The sequence below is a fragment of the Ruegeria sp. CDSB086 genome (genome assembly GCF_059611065.1).
Genome location: NZ_JBXWOV010000006.1, coordinates 317,317 through 341,601 on the forward strand (window position 1 = coordinate 317,317; position 24,285 = coordinate 341,601).

Here is a 24,285-nt window from a genome sequence, read left to right on the forward strand (position 1 = left end):
GCCCGCCTAATCTTCGGCCTCGTGCATCAATTTTAGTTTGGCGATGTCTTCGTTGCGTTCGGCCTTCTTCCCGTCCCAAAGGCATTGTTCGACATAGGTTAAGTGCATGTCGACAGCGGCACGGGCAGCGGCCGGGTTGCGTGCCTGAAGCGCGGTGTTGATGGCGCGGTGCTGGTCCAGGATGGCCTCGCGCGTAGTTTGCTGCCGGAACATCATCTGGCGGTTATAGAACACGCCTTGCCGCAACAGATCGAACATTGACCGCATCATATGCAACATGACCACATTATGGCTGGCCTCGATGATAGCCATGTGGAATTGCGCGTCCAGCTGCGCCTCATCTTCGGTCGCATTGCTGGTATGGGCGGCTTCCATCTTTGCAAAAATCGTCTGTACCACCTTCAGGTCGCTGTCCGACCCCAACCGGGCCGCGCGTTCGGCGGCCAACCCTTCCATGTCGCGCCGGAACGAGAGGTAATCGAATACCGCCTCGTCATGGCTGCCGAACAGCCGGATCAGCGCCGGGGAGAAGGCTGAGCCCAGAACCTCGGCCACATAGATGCCGGACCCTGCCTTGGCTGTCAGCAACCCTTGGCTTTGCAGGTCTGCGATCGCGTCGCGCAGGGATGGCCGGGATACGCCCAGCCGCTCGGCCAATTCGCGTTCGGCGGGCAGACGTTCGCCGGGGCGCAGTATGCCGCGCAGGATCAGCAGCTCAATCTGGCGAACCACCGCGATTGAAAGCTTTTCGGTCTGAACTTTTTGAAAAGGCATACAGGCGTCATTCCGGAAATTGGTCAACTGACATGACCATGGATGGCTGCGAGGTTCAAGAATTCGGGTTCACGTGGTTAGAAAAAATTAGGTCAGTATTATTGACTTTATGTTGTTCCTCTCTACGCTGGCCGTGAATGAGAGCGGAGGAGACTCATGTCTACGCACGAATTGTTCGCCACGCGGGCATCCCGGATGAAAGCGTCTGAGATACGCGAATTGTTAAAGCTGTTGGATCAGCCGGGGATCATCTCGTTTGCAGGCGGCATCCCCGATCCCGCGTTGTTTCCAGCCGAAGGGTTCGCGACCGCCTTTCAAGCTGCGTTAGGCCCGGATCAGCAGGCCCAGGCGCTGCAATATTCCGTCAGCGAGGGTTACGTCCCGCTGCGGGAATGGCTCGTCGACCACATGCGTTCTATCGGAGTGGAATGCGGGCTTGAGAACATCCTGATCACATCAGGCTCGCAGCAGGCACTAGATTATCTGGGTAAACTCTATCTGTCGCCGGGCGATACTGCGCTGGTCGGATGGCCGACCTATCTGGGCGCATTGGCCGCATTCAATGCCTATGAACCGCGTTTTGACCGGCTCAGCATCAATGGCAACCGGGGCGCTGCAGAATACGCGGCGTCAGCGGGCGAAGGCGCGGTCAAATTCGCCTATCTCTCGCCCGACTTCGCCAACCCGACAGGCGAAACCGTGGATCTGCGGGGGCGGGAGGCGCTGCTGGATCTGGCAGATGAGTTGAACTGTGCGGTGATCGAGGATGGCGCCTATCAGGCCCTGCGTTATGACGGGGATGCCATCCCCTCAGTTCTGGCACTGGAATTGGCGCGTAAAGGGTCGATTGAAGATTGCCGCACGATCTATTGCGGAAGCTTTTCGAAAACCCTGTCACCGGGGTTGAGGGTTGGTTGGGTCGTGGCGGCAAAGCCGGTGATTTCTCAATTGGTGCTGATGAAACAGGCTGCCGATCTTCATTCGGCGACCATCAACCAGATGGCCATTGACCAGGTGGCACGGGCTTGTTTCGACACGCATATCCCGATGCTGCGTCGTGTCTATGGTGCCCGCCGCGACGCCATGTTGCAGGCGTTGCAGGACCATATGCCCGATGGCGTGCAGTGGACCAGGCCCGAAGGCGGCATGTTCGTGTGGTTGACATTGCCGGTCGGTACAAACGGGGCCGAACTGTTAGCCCGGGCGTTGGACACGGTCAAAGTCGCCTTTGTCCCGGGTGGAGCCTTTTTCCCGGACGGCAGCGGGACCAACACGATCCGGCTGAGTTTCTCAAACTCGGATGAGGATGCAATCCGCGAAGGTATTCAGCGATTGGGCGAGGTTCTGCGCGCCTGACCGGCGGAAAGGTTTTGTTAACCTTGATGGCGCAATGCTGGGGGTATGATCCGGTATCTGTCCCTCCTAGTGCTGGCCGCTTGCTCGGCCGGCACGCCCCACTTTCGCGATGTGCCTGCGACCCGTGTGGCGGTGAACGGCAGTGTATTTGACGTGCGGGTCCGCGATCAACTGGCCGAGGCTGTACGCATCAACTCTCAACATGCTCCGCGTCTTGGCCCCATTCGCGACCGGGCCGCACTGGCTATGGCACAGGTGTCGGGTTGCCCGTTGCTGGATGTTCTGGGCGACGCTGCGGTCACCGTGGGCATTCTGGGTTGTGACCGGGAATTGGGGGAAAAGCTTGTTTTCGGCAGCCTTCTTCGCGGTCCCTATGAATGTATCGACTATGGCTACTACGAAGACAATGGCTATCAGGTTTTTGAGTGCGCTCCTTACTGAGATACGCGCTTTTTTGCGTATTTTGGCAAGATATTGTGGATAACTTGACGTGAAATCCCATATCCTGCGTTACTCCGTTGACTCAACCCCAATGGGTTGCGCAGACTTCCAGATATAGGAATCATGGGACGAGCGGCCTTTGCGGTTCAGCAAACTTAAACTCACCGGCTTCAAAAGCTTTGTTGACCCGACCGATCTGATCATCGCGGATGGGTTGACCGGTGTGGTGGGTCCAAATGGCTGCGGCAAGTCCAATCTTCTGGAAGCGTTGCGTTGGGTAATGGGTGAAAACCGCCCCAAATCCATGCGCGGTGGCGCGATGGAGGATGTGATCTTTGCCGGGGCCGCAACGCGTCCGGCCCGCAATTTTGCCGAAGTTGTCCTGACGATGGATAACTCGGAACGTTTGGCGCCTTCGGGGTTCAATGACAGCGATCAGTTGGAAATTGTGCGTCGCATCACCCGCGACGTCGGCAGCGCTTACAAGACCAACGGCAAAGATGTTCGGGCTCGCGATGTACAGATGCTTTTTGCCGATGCCTCGACCGGCGCGCATTCACCTGCACTGGTGGGGCAGAACCGCATTGCCGAGCTGATCAACGCCAAGCCCCGCGCGCGTCGCCGCATTCTGGAAGAGGCGGCCGGTATCTCGGGCCTTTATCAGCGCCGCCACGAGGCGGAGCTAAAGCTGAAGGGCACCGAATCCAACCTGACCCGTGTGGATGACGTTCTCGAACAGCTTGGCACCCAATTGGCGCAGCTTGCGCGGCAGGCGCGTCAGGCCGCGCGGTACCGTGAGATTGGGGAGCAACTACGGCAGGCTGAAGGCATGCTGCTCTATCGCCGCTGGAAAGAGGCTGACATGGCCCGCCAACAGGCCGAAGACGTCTTGCGCGAGCGGATCACCGAAGCCTCGCGCGCGGAGGCCGAAGCCCGCGCCGCCAGCGCCAAGCGGTCTGAAATCGAGGAAATTTTGCCGCCTCTGCGCGAGGAAGAGGCAATCGCCGCCGCCGTCTTGCAACGACAGCAGGTACAGCGCGACCAACTGGCTGATCAGGAAACCCGCGCGCGTCAGACGATCGAGACGCTGACCAACCGAATTCAGCAATTGGCCAACGATATCGAACGCGAAACCGGCCTGAACCGGGACGCGGGCCAGATGATTGAGCGTCTGGAATGGGAAGCGCGCGAACTGGCCAAAGCGGCAGATGGGCATGACGACAAAGTGGCTGAGGCCGCCGAGATCGCGCGCGAAGCCGCATCCGTGCTGCAAGATCGAGAAGATCACCTGTCGCAGGAAACCGAAGATGTGGCGCGTCTTGTGGCGCGTCACCAGTCGGCTCAGCGTTTGGTCGAAGACAGCCGCAAGACGCTGACCCGGTCCGAAGGCGAAGAAGAGAAAGCCCGTGCTGCGGTAGACGAAGCCCGCAATGCTTTGACCCGCGCCAGCGAAGCGTTTGAGGAAGCGCAAGAGGGTGAGGAAGAAGCGCGCGAGGCCGCTGAGGCCGCCGACGAAGCGCTGGCCGCAGCGGACGAACTGCGCAATGAAACGCAAGCGAGAGAAGCCGAAGCGCGCGCTCAGCGGTCTGAGGCCGAGGGTGAACTGGGCGCGATCCGCGCCGAGACATCCGCCTTGGCCAAGCTGGTCGAACGGGATACCGCCGAAGGCGGGCAGGTCTTGGATCTGCTGCGGGTCGAGCCCGGCTATGAAAAGGCGCTGGGGGCGGCACTGGCTGACGACCTGCGTACACCGTTGGTCGATGCCGATGGACCATCCGGCTGGGTGCAGGTGTCAGGCTACGATGCAGATCAGCCCCTGCCCGATGGGGCAGAACCATTGGCGTTGCATGTCTCGGGCCCAGACCGTCTGAGCCGCCGGATCGCTCAGATCGGATTGGTTGATGCGGATCAGGGCGCGCGGCTGCAAGCCTCATTAAAGCCGGGGCAGCGTCTGGTGTCCCGTTCAGGTGACTTGTGGCGTTGGGACGGGTTCCGGGCATGGGCCGAAGATGCGCCAAGCGCTGCAGCCTTGCGGTTGGAGCAGCTCAACAAGCTTGAAGCTCTGAAACAGGAGCTTACCCGCGCCGAAGCGCAGGCTGATGGTGCCCGCGCGGCACATGAGGCGCTGTCGCAGCAACTGGCGGATGTCACCGAGGCAGACCGCCGCGCACGCGAAGCTCGACGCGCCGCCGACCAGCGGATGGCAGAATCCGCGCGCGGGCTGAGCCGGGCCGAGGCTGACCGCAATCTGGCGCAGGGCAGGTTGGAAACGCTTACCCTTGCCGTTGACAGACACAAGGATGATGCCATGTCTGCCCGCGCGCAACTGCGCGAGGCCGAAGGCACTCTGGCCGGCCTGGGTGACGTCGACAGCGCGCGCGCGCAGGTCGAGGATATCAAACAGACGGTTGAGGCCGCGCGGATCACCATGCTGACCCATCGCTCATCCCATGATGAGCTGCGCCGTGAAGGCGAGGCACGAACCCGGCGGGCCCAGGAAGTGACCAAGGACCTCAGTGGCTGGCGGCACCGGTTGGATTCAGCAGAAAAACGTATCGCGGAATTGGTCGAACGCAAGGAAAGCTCTGAGGAAGAACTGTCTGAGGCGATGGCCGCCCCTGGTGAGATCGCCGAAGCCCGCGAAGAACTGAACGAGTTGATCGAGACAGCCGAGGCCCGGCGTGCCGAGGCCGCCGACAAGCTTGCCGAGGCTGAGACGCAGCAGCGCGAAGTCGTGCTGGCCGAGCGAGAAGCTGAACGTTTGGCGTCTGAAGCCCGCGAATCCCGTGCAGCGGCTGAGGCGCGCTGTGACGCAGCCAAAGAAAGCGTCGTGGCAGCTGCTGAGCGGATCGCTGAAGATCAGCAGTTGACGCCGAACCAGTTGCTGAACCAACTGGATGTGAACCCTGACCAGATGCCTGCAGCCGACGCGCTGGAGGCCGAAGTAAACCGCCACAAGCGCCAGCGAGACGCGATGGGTGCGGTGAACCTGCGGGCCGAAGAAGACGCCAAGGAAGTTCAGGAAGAGTTCGATACGCTGAACACCGAAAAGGCTGATCTGGAAGAAGCGATCAAGGCCCTGCGCAGTGGGATTGCCAGCCTTAACCGGGAAGGCCGTGAGCGTCTTTTGACCGCGTTTGAGCAGGTGAATTCGAACTTTGCCATGCTGTTTAAGCACCTGTTCGGTGGCGGTGAGGCGAATCTGGTCATGGTCGAAAGCGACGATCCGCTGGATGCCGGGCTGGAAATCATGTGCCAGCCACCGGGCAAGAAGCTATCCACCCTCAGCCTGCTTTCGGGCGGCGAGCAGACCTTGACGGCGACCGCGCTGATCTTTGGCGTCTTCCTCGCCAACCCCGCGCCGATCTGTGTGCTGGATGAGGTCGACGCGCCACTGGATGACGCCAACGTCACCCGTTTCTGCGACCTGCTGGACGAAATGTGCCGCCAGACGGACACTCGCTTCCTGATCATCACCCACCATGCGGTGACCATGGCGCGGATGGACCGGCTGTTTGGCGTGACCATGCAGGAACAGGGCGTCAGCCAGCTGGTTTCGGTCGATCTGAAAAAGGCCGAACAGATGGTCGCCTGATCGTTCACTGCAACGTTATGCCTCAATCGCCGCGTGGCAGGTTAAGGTGGCAGCATGACCCGATATCTGATCTTTGCCTTGTTGGCTGCCAGCCCGGTTGTGGCGGCGGAATGGCCAACAAAACCCGGAGATGTCCCGCTTTCATCTGCCGAGCTGGACGCCCTCGCGGGGCGAACGCTGACCTTCTATGACGACGGACAGTCCAAGTTTTCGGCTGGTGGGGCTTATTCCTTTACCTACGCCAGCGGGGATTCCGCGTTTGGGACATATTCCATTGCCGACGACGGCAGTGTCTGCATCACGTATCGTAACGGGTTCAGCCGCTGCGATCTCTATGTACGCAGCGGTAAGCGCCTAGTTTTGATTGACGAGAAAGGCGACCGATACCCGGTCCGGCCTGAATGAGTTTGGTTGCCGCCTCGACGATCAGGCATTGGATCCAAGTACGGCATTAGCTGATTTAAAATTCGCGTTCTGCGTTGTCATTTGATCGAAATAATATCGAATGCCCGCGAAGAATGGTGAGTTTTCTTATCTGAGCCGGTGGTATGCTCTGAAAAATTCACACTCAATGAGGCTAACAGATGTGCCGATTTCTGGCTTGGGCAGGCGCAAAGCGTTATCTAGATGAATTGGTTCTGAACCAAGAGCAATCGCTTGTCATTCAGAGCCGAAATGCTCTGATCGGAAAGACGCCGATCAACGCAGATGGATTTGGCCTTGCCTGGTATTCCGAACGTGAGACGCCTTGTTTTTACAAGGACACTAACCCCGCCTGGTCGGATGCCAATCTTAAACAGCTAACGCATCACACCCGGTCGCATCTCTTTCTGGCCCATGTGCGGGCATCAACTGGTACTGCAACGTCGCGGAACAACTGCCACCCGTTTGGCGTTGGAAAATGGAGTTTTATGCATAATGGGCAGGCCGGAGGGCATGACCGTATCCGGCAGGAGTTGGACGGTATGATACCACCTGACCTTTACAGCCACCGGCTTGGCGCAACCGAAAGCGAAGCGATTTTCCTGATTGCCCATGGCGAAGGTCTGGATATCGATCCGATCGGCGCCATGGAGCGGGCAGTCCAACGTGTCGAAGATCTGTCACGACGCCGAGGTACAATGCCATATCTTCGCTTTGCCGCTTGTTGGTCGGACGGCGATCGCCTTTTTGCCGCCCGATATGCCTCGGACCGCTTTGCCCCAAGCCTCCACTACAAGGCGTGTAAGGATGGGTTCATTATTTCGTCCGAACCGTTGGACGCGAATAGCGGCGAATGGACTGAAATCCCTGCCAATACGGCGATTGAAACGCGGGGAGGGGCGTTGACTTCACATGCGTTTGAACCAAAAGCGCCGCATCACCGCGCCGAGGTTGCATAACTCTGTGGTGTTGCGTCCGGATGCGTCCCGTCTGTGCGGGACGCATCGGGGCTCATAACTGATTGAGCAAATCAGCTGTTGGCCACGCATCCGCGGGCAACCCCAGCCGTGCCTGTTCGGCCTGAACGGCAGCCCGCGTGCCGGCACCCAGAATACCATCGATCTTGCCCACATTATGCCCACGCGCTTGAAGCTTGGTCTGCAATTGCTTCATCTGCGCGCCCGACAGGCCTTGTGGCGGGGAACCTGCGTCATAGATTTGGCCGCCCTCCAACCGCGTACCGAAATAGGCAGCGGTCAGGACATAAACAAAGCTCTGGTTCCATTCGAAATAGACGTCAAAGTTTGGGTAGGCCAAGAATGCGGGGCCGTTGCGACCCTGTGGCAGGATCAGCGACGCGTGCAGATTGGCCAGAGATCCGCTGCGCGCTTGAACGCCCATCGCCTGCCATTCGGATACGGACCGCGACTTGCCGGGGCCGGACAGGGACCAGTCCATCTGGGCGGGAACAGTTACCTCCTGCAGCCAGGGTTCACCCGGACGCCAGCCCAGATGCGACAGCATCTTGCCGCCCGACATCAGCGCATCCGGGGCTGAGGTTTTTAGCGAGACCTTGCCGTCGCCATCCCCGTCCACGCCATTTTCCAGAATGTCGCGGGGCAACATCTGCACCATACCGATCTCACCTGCCCAGGCTCCGGTCGTGCGGTTGGGGTCGAAATCCCCTTGGCTGTAGAGCTCGATGGCTGCAAAAACCTGTGGTCGGAACAACTCAGGTCGGCGGCAGTCATGCGCCAGAGTGACCAGAGCGTTGCGGGTGTTGAAGTCACCTTGTACCGCGCCATAGTCGGTCTCGAACGCCCAGAACGCCAGCAGTACACCGCGCGACACGCCATATTCCCGCTCAATCCGGTCAAACACCGCATCGTATTTGCGAGACATGGATTTGCCGCGATCAATCCGGTTTTGCGAAATCAGACGGCGTGAAAAATCGATGAACGGTATTTGGAATACGCCTTGCGCCCGATCCGCCTTTAGAACCGCGCTGTCCTGCTGAACACCTTTGAAAAAGCTGTTCACGGTGGATTTATCGAACCCTTGCTGAACGGCCTCGGCCTTCAGACCCTTCACAAAGGAATTGAACCCGCCGCCACATTGGGCCAGGGCGGGAGAGGCGAGCAGGGTGGCGGCAATGATGCCCGAGAGTAAACGCATTTTAGGGTCCGTCAGAAAATAAAGCTGACCCCAACCCACACCGACACGAGGCCCAGCGCAAGCCCCCAAACCCGCCAAAGCATGTCACATGCGCGAAAAATCTCCGGCGCGCCGATGTTACGTGGCGCATCACCGTTGACCCAGGCCAGATCGCGGACCTGTCCGTCATAGCTGCGCGGCCCGGCAAGGGCGACGTTTAAGGCGCGCGCCATCGCGGCCTCGGGCCAACCGGCGTTGGGTGAGATATGGCGACGTGCATCCGCGACCATTTCTGGCCAGCGCGCCCATTGACCGGATAGTGCCACGATCATCACGCAGGTCAGACGGGCGGGAATGAGGTTCAACAAATCGTCCAGACGCGCCGCGGCCCAGCCGAAGTCGCGGTACTTTTCTGACCGGTAGCCGATCATGCTATCGGCGGTGTTGACCGCCTTGTAGATCAGCAACCCCGGCAGGCCCGCGACCAGAAACCAGAAGGCGGGCGCAATTACGCCGTCGCTGAGATTTTCGGCAGCGCTCTCAATCGCAGATCGCGCGACTTGCGCCTCGGTCATGTCCCGCGTATCGCGCGAAACGATCATGGCGACTTTGGCGCGGCCCTCGGTTAAGGAGGAGCGAAGCCCGTCACCGACATCGCGGACATGGGTCACCAGTGACTTCTGTGCCAGCAGAATTGCGGCAAGGACGATTTCGATCACCGGCCCAAACAAGGTCAGCGTGCGGCCCAGAATCACTGCGCCAAGGATCAGCAGCAGCACGATGGCCACGCCTTTCAAGCGCCTATTCGTTCCGCGGTTCAGGCGCAGGTCCAACCAGCCGATGACAGTGCCGATCATCACTGCCGGATGACGAATGCGCGACCAGATCCAATCTGGCTCTCCAAGCGCCGCGTCCAGACACATGGCGCAAACCAGCAGAAAAGCTGTGCTCACAACGCGGCCTCAAGCTGACGCCATCCGTCTGCAGGCGGCAAGCCAAGGCGCAGATAAGTGTTTGAGTAGGGGAATATGCGGCTCCAGATATGGGAGCGGGCCAGCTTGGCCTGCCAAGCGGCGGCATCGTCGACGTCATAAAGGCGGAACAACGTGGTGCCGCCGACCAGTTTTGCCCCCTTGCCGGTCATGATCCGGTCTAGCTGTTCTGTCGCTGCCGCCAACTGCTGACGGGTTGCTTTGGCCCAGTTCGTGTCCCGCAGCGCCCGTTCCCCGATCCGAAGGGCAGGGCCAGAGACAGACCACGGCCCGGTCAAATCGTTCAGCTTTGTGATCAGGTCCGGGTGGCCAATTGCAAATCCCAGCCGTAGCCCGGCCAAGCCCCAGAACTTGCCGAAACTTTTCAACACGATCACACCGGGCTGCTCGGCCAGATGAATTAGGGATGCGTCAGGGCAAACGTCACAAAAACTCTCATCAATCACGGTCAGCGGGGCATCGGCGTTCTGTTCGGACCAGATACGTCCATCCGGATTATTCGGGTGCACAAGGACGCGCGCCTCGGCTGGACCGTTCGATTCAACTGTCCAACCCTGCGCGGCGAAAGCTGCCGCGTGTTCGTTGTAGGTAGGTGCTGTGATCTGAACCCGACCCGTCGCAGCAAGCGCAGGCATGCGGGCGATTACTGCTGATGCGCCGGGCGCGGGCAGAATCGCGGCACCATCTGGAACAGACCAGAACTGGCGTGCTGCGGCAGACAGCCGTTCAAACGCACCGTGATCCGGCAGCGCGGCCCAATCCGACGGGGTCAGTCTCGACACCGGATACGGGTGTGGGTTGATGCCGGTGGACAGGTCCAGCCAATTGTCGCGTGCCCCGCCGAACCGGGCGATAGCGCCGTCCAGCCCGCCGCCATGGTCGCGCACGGCACGGGGGTTCAAATCTGCGTTTGGGCTTGCCATCGGTGTTCTCGTCGGAATTGCGTGTTTCCGGTGCTTCAAGCGGATTTTTGCCGCTTACACAAGCAAATCCGCGTGATCGGCCCGGTTGACCGGCACCGTTAACACTTTGTTAAGGAATAAGCGTGATCACAAACCACGGGGGTCGGCACCGCACACTCTACCAAGTGCCGAGGTTGTTGCAAATGAATGTACTGATTGTTGAGAGTAACCCCGACCTTGGGCGGGTCTGGAAAAGACATCTGGAACGGCAAGGCGCCGAAGTGACGCTTGTTGCCGGGCAAGAGGCTGCGATCCTTGCGTTGTATGGCACGGATTTCGATATCATCGTGTTGGATCTGGTGCTGGAAAATGGCAGTGCGTTGGCAGTGGCTGATTTCGCCAGCTATCGCCGCCCCGAGGCGCGAGTGATCTTTGTTACCAACACCACCTTTTTTTCAGACGGTTCGATCTTTGCCCACAGTCCAAACGCGTGCGCTTATGTGCAAAGCGGCACGCCGCCAGAAGATCTGGCGGCGATGGTTGAACATTACGCGGCGGGCCGCTGACCGCGCCCGTGCGGTTCCATGTAGTCCAAAACCGGGTTGGTCGGGATGATCCGATGCGGATTGATGCTTTCGTGGCTATAGTGATAGTGGCGCACGATGTGGTGCATGTTCACCGTCGAAGCGACGCCCGGCCATTGATACAGCTCGCGCGTATAAGCCCACAGGTTGGGGTAATCGATCAGTCGCCGCCGGTTGCATTTGAAATGCAGATGATAGACGGGATCGAACCGGATCAGCGTCGTGAACAACCGCCAGTCAGCCTCAGTCAGGCGATCCCCCATCAGATAACGTTTTGAAGCCAAACGATCCTCTAACCAGTCCAGCGTTTCAAACAGCGGGTCCACGGCGGCGTCATAAGCTTGTTGGCTGGTGGCAAAGCCGGATTTGTAGACGCCGTTGTTGACGTTGGAATAGATGCGCGCATTCACCTCTTCGATCTCATCGCGCATCGCTTCGGGCCAATAATCGTCGGCGTTGCCGGTAATCCCGTCAAAGGCCGAGTTGAACATGCGGATGATTTCCGAGCTTTCGTTCGAAACGATCGTCTGCTGTTTCTTGTCCCACAGGATCGGCACTGTGACACGACCCGAATATGTCGGGTCGGCCTTGGTGTAAATCTGGTGAGCAAAGCCCAGACCGTACAGTGTGTCCCCGGTTGCGCCGTAGTCATCAGTCTCGAAGGTCCAGCCTTTGTCCAGCATGTCGGGATGTACCACCGAGACTGAGACGTGCTTGTTCAAACCTTTCAGTTCCCTGAAGATCAGAGTGCGGTGCGCCCATGGACAGGCCAGGCTGACATAGAGGTGGTAGCGGTCGGTTTCAGCGTTGAAGCCACCCTTGCCCGATGGTCCGGCGCTGCCATCTGCCGTCAGCCAATTGCGAAACTGCGCGGCGCTGCGTTTGAACGCGCCGCCCGTGGATTTGGTGTCATACCAAGTGTCGTGCCATTTACCGTCGACCAACAGGCCCATTGCTCATGCCCTCCGAAAAGCGTTTGCGCCAAACATAGGCGGGTACATGGGGCGTTCCTATGCGAGGGCGCGCGCATCCTTCCTGCGCATACGCACAGGAAGGATTGGGATTTCTGTGCAACAAATTGAAATCCCGGCGCTGACTGTGATCAGGTTCACTGGATTTTTACAATTTGCGCCTCACAATAGAATACACTGCCGGGGGAGATATTTTTATGAGTACTTATGTTTCAAAGGAAATTACTGCCGAATTGGATGCGGCGCGAATCGCAGGATTGAAAAAGATCAGCCGCCTTCGTGTCGATATTGGCGACAATACCTACAAGATTCTTCGATTGTGGAAAGACGGATTTACAGTTGAGGCCGAAACCACGCCTCAACTGCGCGGGCTTGTGGATATCTATGATGGTGTCAGTCACTTGTACCAATGCCTAATCATCGCGGATGAGGATGAAGCAGGCGAAATGCGGTACGAGTTCAAGCGCAGCACGGCCGCAGCCGACAAGGCTCCGCTGGATTTCTACCGCGCGCCGGACGCGCCGATTGCGTTGCTTGGGCACAAGGATTGAGGACAGGGCCAACGACATCGCCGTTGGCCGCCTCGTTTACTGCAAATCAGCAAATGCATGCTTTAGCCGGGCGCATGCCTCTTCGACCCGTGCACGCTGAGTGGCCAAGTTAAACCGTTCGAAGGTCTCACCACCTGCGCCGAAACCGGGGCCTGAGGACGTTGCGATTTTGGCATCTTCGCGCAGGCGGCGGACAAACTCTTCATGGGTCATGCCGGTTCCTGAGAATTCTACCCAAGCCAGATAAGTAGCCTGCAATGGCATGGACCACAGACCAGGGATCTCGGCGATTGCTGCGTCAAAGACCTGGCAGTTGCCCGCCAGATGCGCGACCTGTTCGTCAACCCATGCCGCACCCTCGGGCGAATAGGCAGCAGTTATCATCGCCACGCCCAACGCGCTGGGGTCATAGTCCAGCGTCTGAATGCGGTGCCGCATGGCCGCGCGCAGTTTGGGGTCCGGAATGATCATGTTACCGGTGCGTTGACCGGCGATGTTAAATGTCTTGGACGCCGCAGTCAGGGTCACGGTCCACGGCCGCGCATCCGGCGCAGCCACATCCATCGGCACGAACGTATTGCCAGGATAAACCAGATCGTGGTGGATCTCATCCGAGACCAAAATCAACCCATTACGTTCGGCGAATGCGGCCACGGCACGCAATTCATCCGGTGTCCACACCCGGCCCGAGGGGTTTTGCGGCGAGCACCACAGCAACAGCTTTTCCGACCCGTCCAGACGCGACTGAGCGTCGTCCAGATCCAGCCCATAGGTTTCGCCTTGGCGAACTAGCGGGCACTCGACAACGCGACGTCCCGATTTGTTCACCTTGTGGGCAAACTCATGGTAGACGGGGCTGAAGATGACGACGCCGTCGCCGGGTTTGCTCCAGACATCCAGAGACAGGGCGATCGCATTGCCTAACCCCTGTGAAGTCAGCACCCAATCGGTGTCGATGTCCCAGCTATGGCGGTTCTTCATCCACCACTGAATCGATGCCAGATATTCCGGGTGAATCCACGAATACCCAAAGACCCCATGGTCAGCCGCTTTTCGAACCGCATCAATTACGCAAGGCGCTGTTGGGTAATCGGAATCTGCCGTCCACATGGCCAGCCCGTCCTGTGGGGGCACACCGTAGATTTGCTCCATCTTATCCCATTTTGAACTGTTGGTTCCCCGGCGGTCGATCAGGTCGTTGAAAGTCATGTCTGCTCCATCTGTCCGGACGAAAGCTAGCTACAATTCCAGCGGGTGCAAGGGGGGCGTTGCGGTGCAGTGCGGGATGGCCTAAATCAACCCCATGAAACGTAATATCCTGATCCATCCCGACCCCCGCCTGAAAAAGGTCTGCGCGCCTGTGGCAGATATCAGCGACGAGCTGCGCAAGCTGGCCGACGACATGCTGGAGACGATGTATGACGCGCCTGGCGTTGGTCTGGCCGCGCCTCAGATCGGCGTGCTGGATCGGTTGATCGTGTTGGACTGCATTAAGGAAGAGGGCGAAGCCCCGCGTCCGCTGATCATGTTCAACCCCGAGGTTATCGCCTCGTCCGATGAGACCAATGTCTACGAGGAAGGTTGCCTGTCGATCCCCGAGCAATTCGCCGAAGTCACGCGCCCCAAAGTGGTTGATGTCACGTGGATTGACCAGGATGGGAACTTGCAACAGGAAACATTCGACGGCCTGTGGGCGACCTGTGTTCAGCATGAGATCGACCATTTGAACGGCAAGCTGTTCATCGACTATCTCAAGCCGCTGAAACGGCAGATGATCACGCGGAAGATGCAGAAACTAAAGCGCGAGCAGGCCCGCGCATGACCGCTCGCACCTGCCTGCCATGGCCCGAAAAACGCCTGCGCACCAAGGCGGAGGACGTCGCCGAGATCACCGATGAAATCCGTGCCATCTGGGACGACATGATCGACACGATGGAAGCGATGCCCGGTGTTGGCCTTGCCGCGCCGCAGATCGGCGTGATGTTGCGACTGGCTGTGGTGGACGGCTCGGCTGAACGCGGTAAGGCTGTGCGTCTGGCCAACCCGGAAATCCTGCACAGCTCAATCGAATTGCGCGAACATGATGAGGCCAGCCCGAACCTGCCTGGTGTTTCGGCCAAGGTGAAGCGCCCACGCGCGGTGACGGTCAAGTTCCTGAATGAGCAGGGGATGGTGGATCGCCGCGACTTTGTCGGGATCGAAGCCACAAGCGTACAGCACCAGATCGACCATCTGAACGGGAAGATGTATTTCGACCGGCTCAGCAAGGTCAAACGGGACATGCTTCTGCGCAAAGCCAAAAAGCTGGGGTAGAGATGCGCGTTGTATTCATGGGTACGCCCGACTTTTCGGTTCCGGTTCTGGATGCGCTGGTCGAAGCTGGGCATGATATCGTCGCCGTGTATTGCCAGCCCCCGCGCCCGGCTGGTCGGGGCAAAAAGGACCGACCGACACCGGTTCACGCACGGGCCGAAGCGTTAGGCCTGACTGTCCGCCATCCGGTGTCTCTGAAATCGTCAGATGAACAGGATGCCTTTGCTGCACTGAACGCAGATGTGGCTGTGGTGGTCGCTTATGGCCTGATCCTACCGCAGCCCATTCTGGACGCGCCTGCCCAGGGATGTCTGAATATCCATGCCAGCCTGTTGCCGCGCTGGCGCGGGGCGGCCCCGATCCATCGCGCCATCATGTCCGGCGATGCGCAATCCGGTATCTGCATCATGCAGATGGAGGCCGGTCTGGACACAGGCCCGGTTCTTATGCGCGAAGCAACCGATATCGGGATCGAGGAAACCACCGACCAGTTGCATGACCGGCTGTCGATAATGGGCTCCAAACTGATCGTTGAGGCTTTGCATGACCTGCCGGATCTGACGCCCGAGCCGCAGCCCGAGGTCGGTGTGACCTATGCCGCCAAGATCGACAAATCAGAGGCACGGATTGACTGGTCCCGGCCCGCAGCCGAGGTGGACCGGCAGATCCGCGGTCTGTCCCCGTTCCCGGGTGCCTGGACCGAGATTGACGGAGACCGCGTGAAACTACTGGCGTCGCGTCTGGTCGAGGGGCAGGGCGTACCCGGCGAAGCTCTGGACGATGCCTTGACAGTAGCTTGCGGCGAGGGTGCCGTTGATCTGTTGCGCCTGCAACGGGCGGGCAAAGGCGCACAGGATAAGGAAACCTTTCTGCGGGGCTGGCCTGTGGCCAAGGGAAGTCGGATTTAGAAGGAATAACAGACTTGTACATGACTTTGATGGGGACGGTGTTGATCGCAGCCGTCGTTGGAAGCCTCGCGGAAAAAACCGGGTTTACCCGAAACGGCTATCTGCAATCTATCATCATTTGTATCGGCGGTGCCTTTCTGTTTTTCTTTGCTCAGATCATGTTTGGCAGGATGTTCGGGTTTAACCTTGCTTTTGGGTCCCCGGGATTGAACGCTATTGTGTCATCCGTCGGCGCGCTGATTATCGTGCCGACCCATTGGAGGAAGTGACATGCCTGTCATCGCCCTGATCGTCATCGGAGCCGCCGCAGGGTTCCTGGCCACCCGTTTAATGCGGATCGAGGCCAACATCCCCACAACCATGTTGATTGGCATCGTTGGTGCACTGGTTGGCGGATTTTTGTTGCGGGCCTTGATCACCGTGGCAGGGTGGTTGTCCGGATTTATAGGCGCGGTTCTGGGCGCGCTGCTGGTAATCTGGATATGGCAGACCTATCTGCGGCGTTAAGCGGGGCTACCGCTCGTCGCAAATCACTGTTGATCCCAACGATTTCGAATTGCGCGTCGCCATATTGAATCGATTGGCTTCTTCTGCTGACATCCAGTGCATTTCGTCCTCTGACGCTGCATCAAGCGTGAACCAATAAAAGGCCGGGTCGACACCAATATCATTGAAATAGTCGAGATAGCGATCGTGCTCGGGGTGGTTTTCGGGCAGGTTGGCAGCCACATATCCGCCGCCGCCCCAGCTATGAACCCCGACACATGCGCCAGGTTCCAGAGTGCGTCGATTGCCGGCGAGGAACAGATCGGTGCCACCAGAGGCGACCAAACCGTTTGAGGGCACCACAGTATCGAACCCTTCGTCCCGAACAACGCGGCTGAAAACGACATTTGCATCATCATCGACCGAGCCTTCGATGTTCTGCAGTACAAGGGTCTTGATCTCGGGATTGGCCGCGGTGATTTCTTCAAAAGCGCTGAGTGTCGTGTGATCAATAGCCCCCGAAGCAACGATTTCGTCGCCCTGTATAACGAAGCTGACCGCGTCGTATCGCTCTGCACACGCACCCAGAAGAGCCAGTGAGGCGACAAAAATGGGGAAAGTGAATTTCATTTCAGTCCTCACATCTGTGGCACAGGAAATGCAGATCGAACATTTTGCACCCGTTTATTGCCGCGGCGGGCGCGCCTTGTAAACCGGAAGCCGCCAGCCAAACACCAATGATCCCGCCCGCAATGCCCAGCAGATCAACGCACATGCGGCCAGTGTGGCCAGCTCGTCGAAACCAAGTCGGGTTGCGATCACAGCGGCAAAAGCCCCGGCAAACGCGCAAGAGACGTAGAGCTCACCCTGTTTCAGGACCAGTGGCACTTCGTTGCAGACCACGTCCCGCATTAAGCCGCCAAGGCAGCCCGTTGTGACGCCCATCAGCACAACGATGACACCGGATTGGTTCAGCGACAAGGCTGCGCCAGCACCTGCTGCCGCGGCAATCGACAGAGCGAAACTGTCCAGCCAGACCAGCAAGTTGTATCGGCTTTCCACCAAATGGGCGGTGAAAAACACCACCACAGCTGCCGCTGTGGCGATCAGGATATAGTCCGGTTGACCGACCCAGAACACTGGGTGCCGGTCCAACAGCAGGTCGCGGACGGTTCCGCCGCCCACAGCAGTCAGGCAGGCCATAAAGGCAAAACCCACCAAATCCAGCTGTGCCCGGCTAGCCACCAATGCACCCGTCAGGGCAAAAACCAGAACTGAGGCATAGTCGAGCAGTGCCAGACCGCTCACGTTTGCGCCTTTTTGGGTTTGAACGGGGCCATGCCCGCGCGGGCCAGCTCGTCGGCTTTTTCGTTTTCGGGATGGCCTGCATGGCCCTTGACCCATTCCCAGGTCACGTCATGGCGCGCCTGCGCTTCGTCCAGTCGCTGCCACAGATCGACATTCTTGACTGGTTTCTTATTCGAGGTCTTCCAGCCGTTGCGTTTCCAGCCGAAAATCCAGCCGGTCACACCGTTCTTTACATAGGCGCTGTCGGTTACCACGGTGATCTTCGAGGCCCGCTCCAGCGTTTCCAGCGCGCTGATCGCGGCCAGCAATTCCATGCGATTGTTGGTGGTTTCAGCCTCGCCGCCGTTCAGTTCGCGCTCTTTCAGGACTTTTTCGCCGTCCATTGCGCGCATCAGCACGCCCCACCCCCCCGGGCCAGGATTACCCGAACAGGCACCATCGGTATAGGCAAACAACTCAGGCATGGGCGATCACCAGAATAAAGCCGTCATAAGACCCGGCCAGACCTTTGCCGACTCCGGTTGTAATCCGGTCAATTGTGAACCCTGCCTCGGCCAGCGCCTCTTCGATCTCGGTCTGTGAGAAATAGGTGTAATAGCGATCAATGTCGTCGCGGTGTTCACCGGTTCCCAGTTTCAGACCAAGGAAAAAGATACCCTCGGGCTTCAATGCCCGGTGGATGGCCGCCAAATGGCGCGGGAAATCCTTGCGAGGGGCATGCAGCAGCGAAAAGCTGGCATAGATGCCGTCAAACGTGGCCTTTTCGGTCACATCGTCAAATGTACCGACATGCGCATCTACGCCATTTTCGCGGGCGTGCTCCACAAAGGCCGGCGTCGCATCCAATGCCCGAACCCGCAGCCCCTCACGCAGGAAAAACATGCTATCCGCCCCAGGGCCTGAGCCGAGGTCCAGCACATAGCCACCCGGCGCAACCGCTTCGGCAAAGGCCATACGCGCTTCGATCTGTTCGGGCGGCAATGGGACGCTCAGATACTCGGCAACACGCGTGGTGTAGGCATCAATTGTCTTGCGATCGGTCACAGGTACACTCCTACGGCAAGGCATATCAGGACGATGGCTGTCAGCAGAACGCGCAGCCTCAGCCACCATGTTGGGGTCAGCCGCCAATATGCAAATATCGCATCCAACATCAGCAAACCGGCGAAGCCGTACATCAGGTTGATGCCCGCCTCGACAGGTCCACCGCCGGTCATGAAAAACGCCCAAAGCGCCGGGAGGACTGACAGCACATAGCATGTCGCTGCCTTACTGCCCGAGGTCTTGGTGGCGAACCCCCACAGAACACCGGACATAAAGCTTAAGATCACCGAGCCGTAGAACAGTTGAATATACGGCCCGACGAACCGCGAACCAAGCTCTTGCCTGCCCCAATCCTGCAAATCGCCGTTCAAGGAGGTCAGCGCGCCCCAAATGAACGGGATCAGCCCCGCCAGCGCCAGAACCAACGGCGCCTTGGGGACGCCTCTCATGCGGTTTGCCTCAGGACGCGAGGCACTTTGAATTCGACATTTTCGACGGCAGTTTCGACCAGTTCAACCGTTACGTCATAATGGTTGTTGAAAGCGTCAATCACCTCATTCACCAGCACTTCGGGTGCTGACGCGCCTGCGGTAATGGCGATGGATGAGATGCCTTCCAGCGCCCGCCAGTCGATATCGTGGGCGCGCTGCACCAATTGCGCATAGTTGCACCCGGCGCGCGCAGCAACCTCGACCAGCCGACGTGAGTTCGACGAGTTCGGCGCGCCCACAACCAGCAAAGCATCCGATTTCGGAGCCACGGCCTTAACGGCCTCTTGCCGGTTCGTGGTGGCGTAGCAAATGTCCTCTTTATGCGGGCCAACGATGGCCGGGAACCGGGCTTCGAGGGCCGCGATAATGTCCTTGGTGTCATCCACCGAAAGCGTCGTCTGGGTGACAAATGCCAGCTTTTCCGGATTGCGCACCTGAACCGAGGCCACGTCATCGACGGTTTCAACCAGCAGCACTTCGCCGTCAGGCAATTGGCCCATGGTGCCGATGGTTTCTGGATGGCCCTTGTGCCCGATCATGATCATCTGCAATCCGGCTTCAGCATGGCGCTGCGCCTCGACATGGACCTTGGAGACCAGCGGGCAGGTGGCATCGACGTAGATCATTTCCCGCTGGGCCGCCGACGCGGGAACGGATTTCGGTACGCCATGCGCTGAAAAAATAACGGGTCGGTCGTTAGGACACTCGTCCAGCTCTTCGACAAAAACGGCCCCCTTGGCGCGCAGACCATCTACGACGAATTTGTTGTGCACAATTTCATGGCGCACATAGACCGGGGCCCCCCATTTCTGCAGCGCCATTTCAACGATCTTGATCGCCCGGTCGACACCGGCGCAAAACCCGCGTGGTGCGGCAAGGTAAAGGGTAAGGGGCGGCTTGGTCATGTCTTGGTCTCCATAGGCCACAGGTAAGTCTTTTCCCGGCTATGGTCCAGACAGGACATTGTCATTGATCTGACATGAATCACTGCTAGCCAGCAGGTGTTTCAGTACCTGCTTTTAGTTAAAGAAGCGCGGCCAGGTTGGTACAGCCTGACCGCGCTAATTTCTTCCCCCGGGCTTGGTGAGTGGCCGAGTCTTACTGTCCACCCGCAGCAACGCTGCGTGGCTCCATGGGCATTTCACGCGGAGGTCGCCCGATCACGTCGCGCAGGTCTTCAAGTTCGATGAAGTTGTCAGCCTGGCGGCGCAGCTCGTCCGAGATCATCGGCGGCTGGCTGCGGATGGTCGAAACCACCGAAACGCGCACGCCCTGACGTTGCAAGCTGGCAATCAGCGGGCGGAAATCCCCATCGCCCGAGAACAACACGATATGATCGACACGCGGTGCCAGTTCCATGGCGTCGACCGTCAGTTCGATATCCATGTTACCTTTGACTTTCCGACGCCCCATGCTGTCGGTGTATTCCTTCGCCGGTTTTGTCACCATGGTGAAGCCGTTGTAATGCAGCCAGTCAACCAAGGGGCGGATCGGGGAATACTCGTCGTTTTCCAATAGCGCCGTATAGTAAAAAGCCCGAAGCATTTTGCCGCGGCGCATAAACTCCTGGCGCAGCAATTTGTAGTCGATGTCAAACCCCAGTGCTTTTGCGGCCGCATAAAGATTCGAGCCGTCGATGAACAGCGCTAGCCGTTCGTCTTTATAGAACATAAATAGGTCCTTCCGGTACAATACAGGACGCCGTGGTGTTACGTGAGTGGGTATTTGGAAATATGCGGCGCGCTGATCTTCTATAATTAGGCCATTTCGGTCGTATCGCAAGCATGCAATTCGCCGAATATAGTGAATGGAACGTACAAATCTATGTCAAAAGCGGTTATCGCGCTGGGCGCAAATCTCAAATTGAGAGGTATTGGCCCCAAGGTGACACTTCAAAGCGCACTTGACGCGATGTTGCGTCAAGGGGTGGTGATTCGTGCCGTCAGCCGTTTTTTTGAGACCCCGTGCTTCCCGGCAGGTGCCGGGCCCGACTATATTAACGCGGCTGCAGTGATCGAAACGGACAGGACACCAGCCGATTTGTTGCACCTGCTTCACCAGATTGAGCATCAATTTGGCCGCGAAAGGGTGCAGCGATGGGGTATGCGAACGCTGGATCTGGATCTGGTGTGCTATGATGAATTGGTTCTGCCGGATCGCACCGTATATGATAGCTGGCTGACCCTGCCAGCACAGGAACAGACGCAAAAGGCGCCGGATCGGCTGATTATACCACATCCGCGACTGCAGGATCGTGCTTTTGTACTTGTTCCGATGGCGGACGTAGCCCCAGATTGGCGGCATCCTGTGCTGGGCCGGACGGTAACCGAAATGCTGGCAGACCTGCCCGCAGCGGATATTGCAGAGGTCACGGCTGTGTGAACGGTGCATTTGCAGCATTTCTTGCTTGTCAAGGCAGGGATTCGCCCTTAGATAAACCTCTTCCTGACATGGATTCAGTAACGGAGAGCGCCCCATGGCCCGCGTGACGGTTGAAGATTGCGTAGACAAGGTTCCTAACCGGTTTGAACTGGTGATGCTTGCCGCCCATCGCGCGCGCGAGATTTCTGCCGGTGGCCCGATCACCGTCGACCGTGACAATGACAAGAATCCCGTCGTGTCGCTGCGCGAGATTGCGGACGAAACCCAAAGCGCGGATGAACTGCGCGAGCGCCTGATCGAGGCCAACCAGACCCAGATTGAGGTCGACGAGCCGGAAGAAGATCAGATGGCTCTGCTGATGGGTGCGGAGTCAGACAAGCCTGCCGATGACGATATGTCGGAAGAGAAGCTGCTGCGCGCTCTGATGGAGGCTCAAGGCCAGGGGTAATCCCCAAAGATAAAGGTGCGGACCGGATGATTTCTGCAGACGACCTGATTGCGCTGGTCCGCAACTACAACCCCAAGACTAATGCTGACCGCATCGCCCGAGCATATGAGTTCGGAAAGCAGATGCATGACGGTCAGTTTCGGCATTCCGGCGAGCCCTATTTCACGCATCCCGTTGCCGTGGCCGCCATCCTGACCGAACAGCGTCTGGATGATGCGACGATCATTACGGCGTTGCTGCATGACACGATCGAAGACACCAAAGCCAATTATGGCAAAGTGTCCGAACTGTTCGGGGAAGAGGTTGCCAAGCTGGTCGATGGCGTCACCAAGCTGACCAATTTGCAGCTGTCCAGCCGCGAGACCAAACAGGCCGAGAACTTCCGCAAGCTGTTCATGGCCATGTCCAAGGATCTGCGGGTTATTCTGGTCAAGCTCGCTGACCGTTTGCACAACATGCGCACTATCAAGGCAATGCGCCCGGAAAAGCAGGTGCAGAAGGCACGCGAGACGATGGATATTTATGCGCCGCTCGCGGGTCGCATGGGTATGCAGTGGATGCGCGAAGAGCTTGAGGATCTTGCTTTCCGCGTTCTGAATTCCGAAGGTCGCCAGTCGATCATTCGCCGCTTTATCACCTTGCAACGTGAAACCGGCGACGTGATTCACCGGATCACCGGCGACATGCGGCACGAGCTGGAAAAGGCGGGCATCGAAGCCGAAGTGTTTGGTCGCGCCAAAAAGCCTTATTCGATCTGGCGTAAGATGCAGGAAAAGGATCAGGGCTTTTCGCGCCTGTCCGACATCTACGGCTTTCGCATCATTACCCGGTCCGAGGAAGATTGTTACCGGACGCTAGGTGCGATCCACCAGCGCTGGCGCGCGGTGCCGGGTCGGTTCAAGGATTATATTTCGCAGCCGAAATCGAACGGTTATCGCTCGATCCACACAACAGTTTCCGGCCGCGACGGGAAACGGGTCGAGGTTCAGATCCGCACCCGTCAGATGCATGATGTGGCAGAAACCGGCGTTGCAGCGCATTGGTCGTACCGCGACGGTGTCCGCTCGGAAAACCCATTTGCCGTTGATCCGGCCAAGTGGATTGCGAACCTGACTGAACAGTTCGACAGTGAGGAAGATCACGAAGATTTCCTCGAAGCGGTCAAACTGGAAATGTACTCGGACCAGGTGTTTTGCTTCACGCCCAAGGGCGATGTTGTCAAGCTGCCGCGCGGGGCTACGCCGATTGATTTCGCCTATGCGATCCATACGCGCATTGGACATGCCTGTGTTGGCGCCAAGGTGGACGGCATCCGTGTGCCACTGTGGACGCGGATCAAGAATGGTCAGTCGGTGGATGTAATTACCGCTGACGGCCAGACGCCTCAGGTAACGTGGCTTGAGATTGCGGTGACCGGCAAGGCCCGGACCGCCATTCGGCGTGCGCTGCGCGAGGTCGACCGCGAGCGGTTCATCAAGCTGGGCAAGGAACTTGCGCGTTCCGGTTTCGAACATGTCGGTCGAAAGGCTACCGACAAGGCGCTGGATACCGCGGCGAAACACCTACGCCTGAAGGATCGTCACGAATTGCTGGCGCGTCTCGGCAGCGCCGAGCTGACGGCGCATGATGTGGTCAGCGCCGTTTACCCTGAACTTACCCAGGATGACGGTGACGCCATTTCTCCGCGCCGCGCGGTGATCGGCCTTGAACCCGGCCAGAAATTCGACCGCGCGCCCTGTTGTCAACCTTTGCCTGGCGAACGCATCGTCGGCATTACCTATCGCGGCAAGGGCGTTGTGGTGCACGCAATCGATTGCGACCGCCTGTCCGAGTTCGAAAGCGAACCAGATCGCTGGGTTGATCTCCACTGGCATTCTGGCACGCACCCGGCCGTTCATGGTGCGACGCTGGACGTCACGATTGGCAATGATGCGGGGGTGCTAGGGCGCATTTGTACGTTGATAGGCGAGAAAAAGGCAAATATTTCGAACCTGGAATTTGTCGACCGCAAACCGGATTTTTACCGCCTTCTGGTCAGTGTCGAATTGCGTGACCTGGAACAGTTGCATTCGCTGATGCTGATGCTTGAGGCCGAAAGCGACGTTGCCGCGGTCGAACGCTATAGGGACAGGACCAAAACCGCAGTAGCGGCTGGCTGAGAA

Annotated in this window: 28 protein-coding genes; 15 read left to right on the forward strand and 13 right to left on the reverse strand. The window is 58.6% G+C overall.

Going from position 1 to position 24,285, the window contains the following annotated elements; genetic code table 11:
• Nucleotides 1-6: 6 nt before the first annotated feature.
• Nucleotides 7-774 carry an FCD domain-containing protein gene (locus tag AC2FIO_RS14625; protein ID WP_496698513.1) on the reverse strand — a complete coding sequence of 256 codons (768 nt, stop codon included), beginning with the start codon at nucleotides 772-774 and terminating at the stop codon, nucleotides 7-9.
• A gap of 156 nt (nucleotides 775-930) precedes the next feature.
• Here AC2FIO_RS14625 and AC2FIO_RS14630 point away from each other — a divergent pair, with 156 nt between their 5' ends.
• The 5 genes from AC2FIO_RS14630 to AC2FIO_RS14650 all read left to right on the forward strand — a co-directional run bounded on the left by AC2FIO_RS14630 (nucleotide 931) and on the right by AC2FIO_RS14650 (nucleotide 7,548).
• Complete coding sequence (locus AC2FIO_RS14630) at nucleotides 931-2,130, forward strand: aminotransferase-like domain-containing protein (protein WP_496698514.1); 1,200 nt, start codon at nucleotides 931-933, stop codon at nucleotides 2,128-2,130.
• A gap of 45 nt (nucleotides 2,131-2,175) precedes the next feature.
• Nucleotides 2,176-2,571: a hypothetical protein gene (locus AC2FIO_RS14635; protein WP_496698516.1), complete on the forward strand. Its 396-nt coding sequence runs from the start codon at nucleotides 2,176-2,178 to the stop codon at nucleotides 2,569-2,571.
• A 139-nt stretch (nucleotides 2,572-2,710) separates the two neighbouring features.
• Nucleotides 2,711-6,166: a chromosome segregation SMC family protein gene (locus AC2FIO_RS14640; protein WP_496698518.1), complete on the forward strand. Its 3,456-nt coding sequence runs from the start codon at nucleotides 2,711-2,713 to the stop codon at nucleotides 6,164-6,166.
• 54 nt (nucleotides 6,167-6,220) lie between these two features.
• Nucleotides 6,221-6,571 (forward strand): hypothetical protein, encoded by a 351-nt coding sequence (locus tag AC2FIO_RS14645; protein WP_109312259.1) that lies wholly within the window; start codon nucleotides 6,221-6,223, stop codon nucleotides 6,569-6,571.
• Nucleotides 6,572-6,750: 179 nt separating this feature from the next.
• The gene (locus AC2FIO_RS14650) at nucleotides 6,751-7,548 is read left to right on the forward strand and encodes a class II glutamine amidotransferase (RefSeq protein ID WP_282120838.1); all 798 of its coding nucleotides are present in this window, start codon (nucleotides 6,751-6,753) and stop codon (nucleotides 7,546-7,548) included.
• A 52-nt stretch (nucleotides 7,549-7,600) separates the two neighbouring features.
• Here AC2FIO_RS14650 and AC2FIO_RS14655 read toward each other — a convergent pair whose 3' ends face one another.
• Genes AC2FIO_RS14655 through cobD form a run of 3 tightly spaced genes read right to left on the reverse strand, consistent with a single transcriptional unit; the run spans nucleotide 7,601 to nucleotide 10,658 of the window.
• Nucleotides 7,601-8,764, reverse strand: a complete 1,164-nt coding sequence (locus AC2FIO_RS14655; protein WP_496698520.1) for a lytic murein transglycosylase — start codon at nucleotides 8,762-8,764, stop codon at nucleotides 7,601-7,603.
• 11 nt (nucleotides 8,765-8,775) lie between these two features.
• Nucleotides 8,776-9,696: an adenosylcobinamide-phosphate synthase CbiB gene (gene cbiB / locus AC2FIO_RS14660; protein WP_496698522.1), complete on the reverse strand. Its 921-nt coding sequence runs from the start codon at nucleotides 9,694-9,696 to the stop codon at nucleotides 8,776-8,778.
• Complete coding sequence (gene cobD / locus AC2FIO_RS14665) at nucleotides 9,693-10,658, reverse strand: threonine-phosphate decarboxylase CobD (RefSeq protein WP_496698524.1); 966 nt, start codon at nucleotides 10,656-10,658, stop codon at nucleotides 9,693-9,695. The genes cbiB and cobD overlap by 4 nt, the downstream gene beginning before the upstream one ends.
• 182 nt (nucleotides 10,659-10,840) lie before the next feature.
• On the opposite strand from cobD, the gene AC2FIO_RS14670 reads away from it, so the two are divergent.
• On the forward strand, nucleotides 10,841-11,203 hold the full coding sequence (locus AC2FIO_RS14670; RefSeq protein ID WP_108861296.1) for a response regulator transcription factor: 363 nt from the start codon (nucleotides 10,841-10,843) through the stop codon (nucleotides 11,201-11,203).
• Here the strand turns inward: AC2FIO_RS14670 and AC2FIO_RS14675 are convergent.
• Nucleotides 11,185-12,174 (reverse strand): glutathione S-transferase family protein, encoded by a 990-nt coding sequence (locus AC2FIO_RS14675; protein ID WP_058278961.1) that lies wholly within the window; start codon nucleotides 12,172-12,174, stop codon nucleotides 11,185-11,187. The genes AC2FIO_RS14670 and AC2FIO_RS14675 overlap by 19 nt on opposite strands.
• A 215-nt stretch (nucleotides 12,175-12,389) precedes the next feature.
• On the opposite strand from AC2FIO_RS14675, the gene AC2FIO_RS14680 reads away from it, so the two are divergent.
• The gene (locus tag AC2FIO_RS14680; protein WP_109312266.1) at nucleotides 12,390-12,743 is read left to right on the forward strand and encodes a hypothetical protein; all 354 of its coding nucleotides are present in this window, start codon (nucleotides 12,390-12,392) and stop codon (nucleotides 12,741-12,743) included.
• A 36-nt stretch (nucleotides 12,744-12,779) separates the two neighbouring features.
• Here the strand turns inward: AC2FIO_RS14680 and AC2FIO_RS14685 are convergent, their stop codons facing one another.
• Complete coding sequence (locus tag AC2FIO_RS14685; RefSeq protein ID WP_496698527.1) at nucleotides 12,780-13,952, reverse strand: MalY/PatB family protein; 1,173 nt, start codon at nucleotides 13,950-13,952, stop codon at nucleotides 12,780-12,782.
• 94 nt (nucleotides 13,953-14,046) lie between these two features.
• Between AC2FIO_RS14685 and def (AC2FIO_RS14690) the strand changes: the two genes are divergently transcribed.
• From def (AC2FIO_RS14690) to AC2FIO_RS14710, 5 genes are read left to right on the forward strand one after another with little or no spacing between them, the layout of a single operon-like run.
• A complete protein-coding gene (gene def, locus AC2FIO_RS14690; RefSeq protein ID WP_058278958.1) occupies nucleotides 14,047-14,565 on the forward strand; it encodes a peptide deformylase in 519 nt (172 codons plus the stop codon).
• The gene (gene def, locus AC2FIO_RS14695) at nucleotides 14,562-15,056 is read left to right on the forward strand and encodes a peptide deformylase (protein ID WP_496698529.1); all 495 of its coding nucleotides are present in this window, start codon (nucleotides 14,562-14,564) and stop codon (nucleotides 15,054-15,056) included. The genes def (AC2FIO_RS14690) and def (AC2FIO_RS14695) overlap by 4 nt, the downstream gene beginning before the upstream one ends.
• Nucleotides 15,057-15,058: 2 nt before the next feature.
• Nucleotides 15,059-15,964, forward strand: a complete 906-nt coding sequence (gene fmt, locus AC2FIO_RS14700; protein ID WP_496698530.1) for a methionyl-tRNA formyltransferase — start codon at nucleotides 15,059-15,061, stop codon at nucleotides 15,962-15,964.
• Nucleotides 15,965-15,978: 14 nt separating this feature from the next.
• Nucleotides 15,979-16,233 (forward strand): hypothetical protein, encoded by a 255-nt coding sequence (locus tag AC2FIO_RS14705; RefSeq protein WP_058278955.1) that lies wholly within the window; start codon nucleotides 15,979-15,981, stop codon nucleotides 16,231-16,233.
• Between the two features lies 1 nt (nucleotide 16,234).
• Nucleotides 16,235-16,471: a GlsB/YeaQ/YmgE family stress response membrane protein gene (locus AC2FIO_RS14710; protein ID WP_496698531.1), complete on the forward strand. Its 237-nt coding sequence runs from the start codon at nucleotides 16,235-16,237 to the stop codon at nucleotides 16,469-16,471.
• A gap of 6 nt (nucleotides 16,472-16,477) precedes the next feature.
• On the opposite strand, the gene AC2FIO_RS14715 is transcribed toward AC2FIO_RS14710, so the two are convergent.
• The 7 genes from AC2FIO_RS14715 to AC2FIO_RS14745 form a co-directional block, all read right to left on the reverse strand.
• Nucleotides 16,478-17,080, reverse strand: coding sequence for a COG3904 family protein (locus AC2FIO_RS14715; RefSeq protein WP_496698533.1), 603 nt, complete (start codon nucleotides 17,078-17,080; stop codon nucleotides 16,478-16,480).
• 54 nt (nucleotides 17,081-17,134) lie between these two features.
• Entirely contained in the window at nucleotides 17,135-17,758 is a 624-nt protein-coding gene (locus AC2FIO_RS14720; protein ID WP_058273289.1) for a trimeric intracellular cation channel family protein, read from the reverse strand.
• Nucleotides 17,755-18,222 carry a ribonuclease HI gene (rnhA, locus tag AC2FIO_RS14725; RefSeq protein ID WP_108861286.1) on the reverse strand — a complete coding sequence of 156 codons (468 nt, stop codon included), beginning with the start codon at nucleotides 18,220-18,222 and terminating at the stop codon, nucleotides 17,755-17,757. The genes AC2FIO_RS14720 and rnhA overlap by 4 nt, the downstream gene beginning before the upstream one ends.
• Entirely contained in the window at nucleotides 18,215-18,802 is a 588-nt protein-coding gene (locus AC2FIO_RS14730; protein ID WP_282120850.1) for a class I SAM-dependent methyltransferase, read from the reverse strand. The genes rnhA and AC2FIO_RS14730 overlap by 8 nt, the downstream gene beginning before the upstream one ends.
• The gene (locus AC2FIO_RS14735; RefSeq protein ID WP_108861284.1) at nucleotides 18,799-19,251 is read right to left on the reverse strand and encodes a DUF3429 domain-containing protein; all 453 of its coding nucleotides are present in this window, start codon (nucleotides 19,249-19,251) and stop codon (nucleotides 18,799-18,801) included. The genes AC2FIO_RS14730 and AC2FIO_RS14735 overlap by 4 nt, the downstream gene beginning before the upstream one ends.
• The gene (gene ispH, locus AC2FIO_RS14740) at nucleotides 19,248-20,198 is read right to left on the reverse strand and encodes a 4-hydroxy-3-methylbut-2-enyl diphosphate reductase (protein WP_282120851.1); all 951 of its coding nucleotides are present in this window, start codon (nucleotides 20,196-20,198) and stop codon (nucleotides 19,248-19,250) included. The genes AC2FIO_RS14735 and ispH overlap by 4 nt, the downstream gene beginning before the upstream one ends.
• A gap of 193 nt (nucleotides 20,199-20,391) precedes the next feature.
• Entirely contained in the window at nucleotides 20,392-20,964 is a 573-nt protein-coding gene (locus AC2FIO_RS14745) for a LabA-like NYN domain-containing protein (RefSeq protein ID WP_058278950.1), read from the reverse strand.
• A gap of 153 nt (nucleotides 20,965-21,117) precedes the next feature.
• On the opposite strand from AC2FIO_RS14745, the gene folK reads away from it, so the two are divergent.
• From folK to AC2FIO_RS14760, 3 genes are all read left to right on the forward strand, one after another.
• The gene (gene folK, locus AC2FIO_RS14750) at nucleotides 21,118-21,675 is read left to right on the forward strand and encodes a 2-amino-4-hydroxy-6-hydroxymethyldihydropteridine diphosphokinase (protein WP_496698538.1); all 558 of its coding nucleotides are present in this window, start codon (nucleotides 21,118-21,120) and stop codon (nucleotides 21,673-21,675) included.
• A gap of 94 nt (nucleotides 21,676-21,769) precedes the next feature.
• Nucleotides 21,770-22,123, forward strand: a complete 354-nt coding sequence (rpoZ, locus tag AC2FIO_RS14755; protein ID WP_010437681.1) for a DNA-directed RNA polymerase subunit omega — start codon at nucleotides 21,770-21,772, stop codon at nucleotides 22,121-22,123.
• A 26-nt stretch (nucleotides 22,124-22,149) separates the two neighbouring features.
• On the forward strand, nucleotides 22,150-24,282 hold the full coding sequence (locus AC2FIO_RS14760) for a RelA/SpoT family protein (RefSeq protein ID WP_058278948.1): 2,133 nt from the start codon (nucleotides 22,150-22,152) through the stop codon (nucleotides 24,280-24,282).
• The last annotated feature ends 3 nt before the right edge of the window (nucleotides 24,283-24,285 follow it).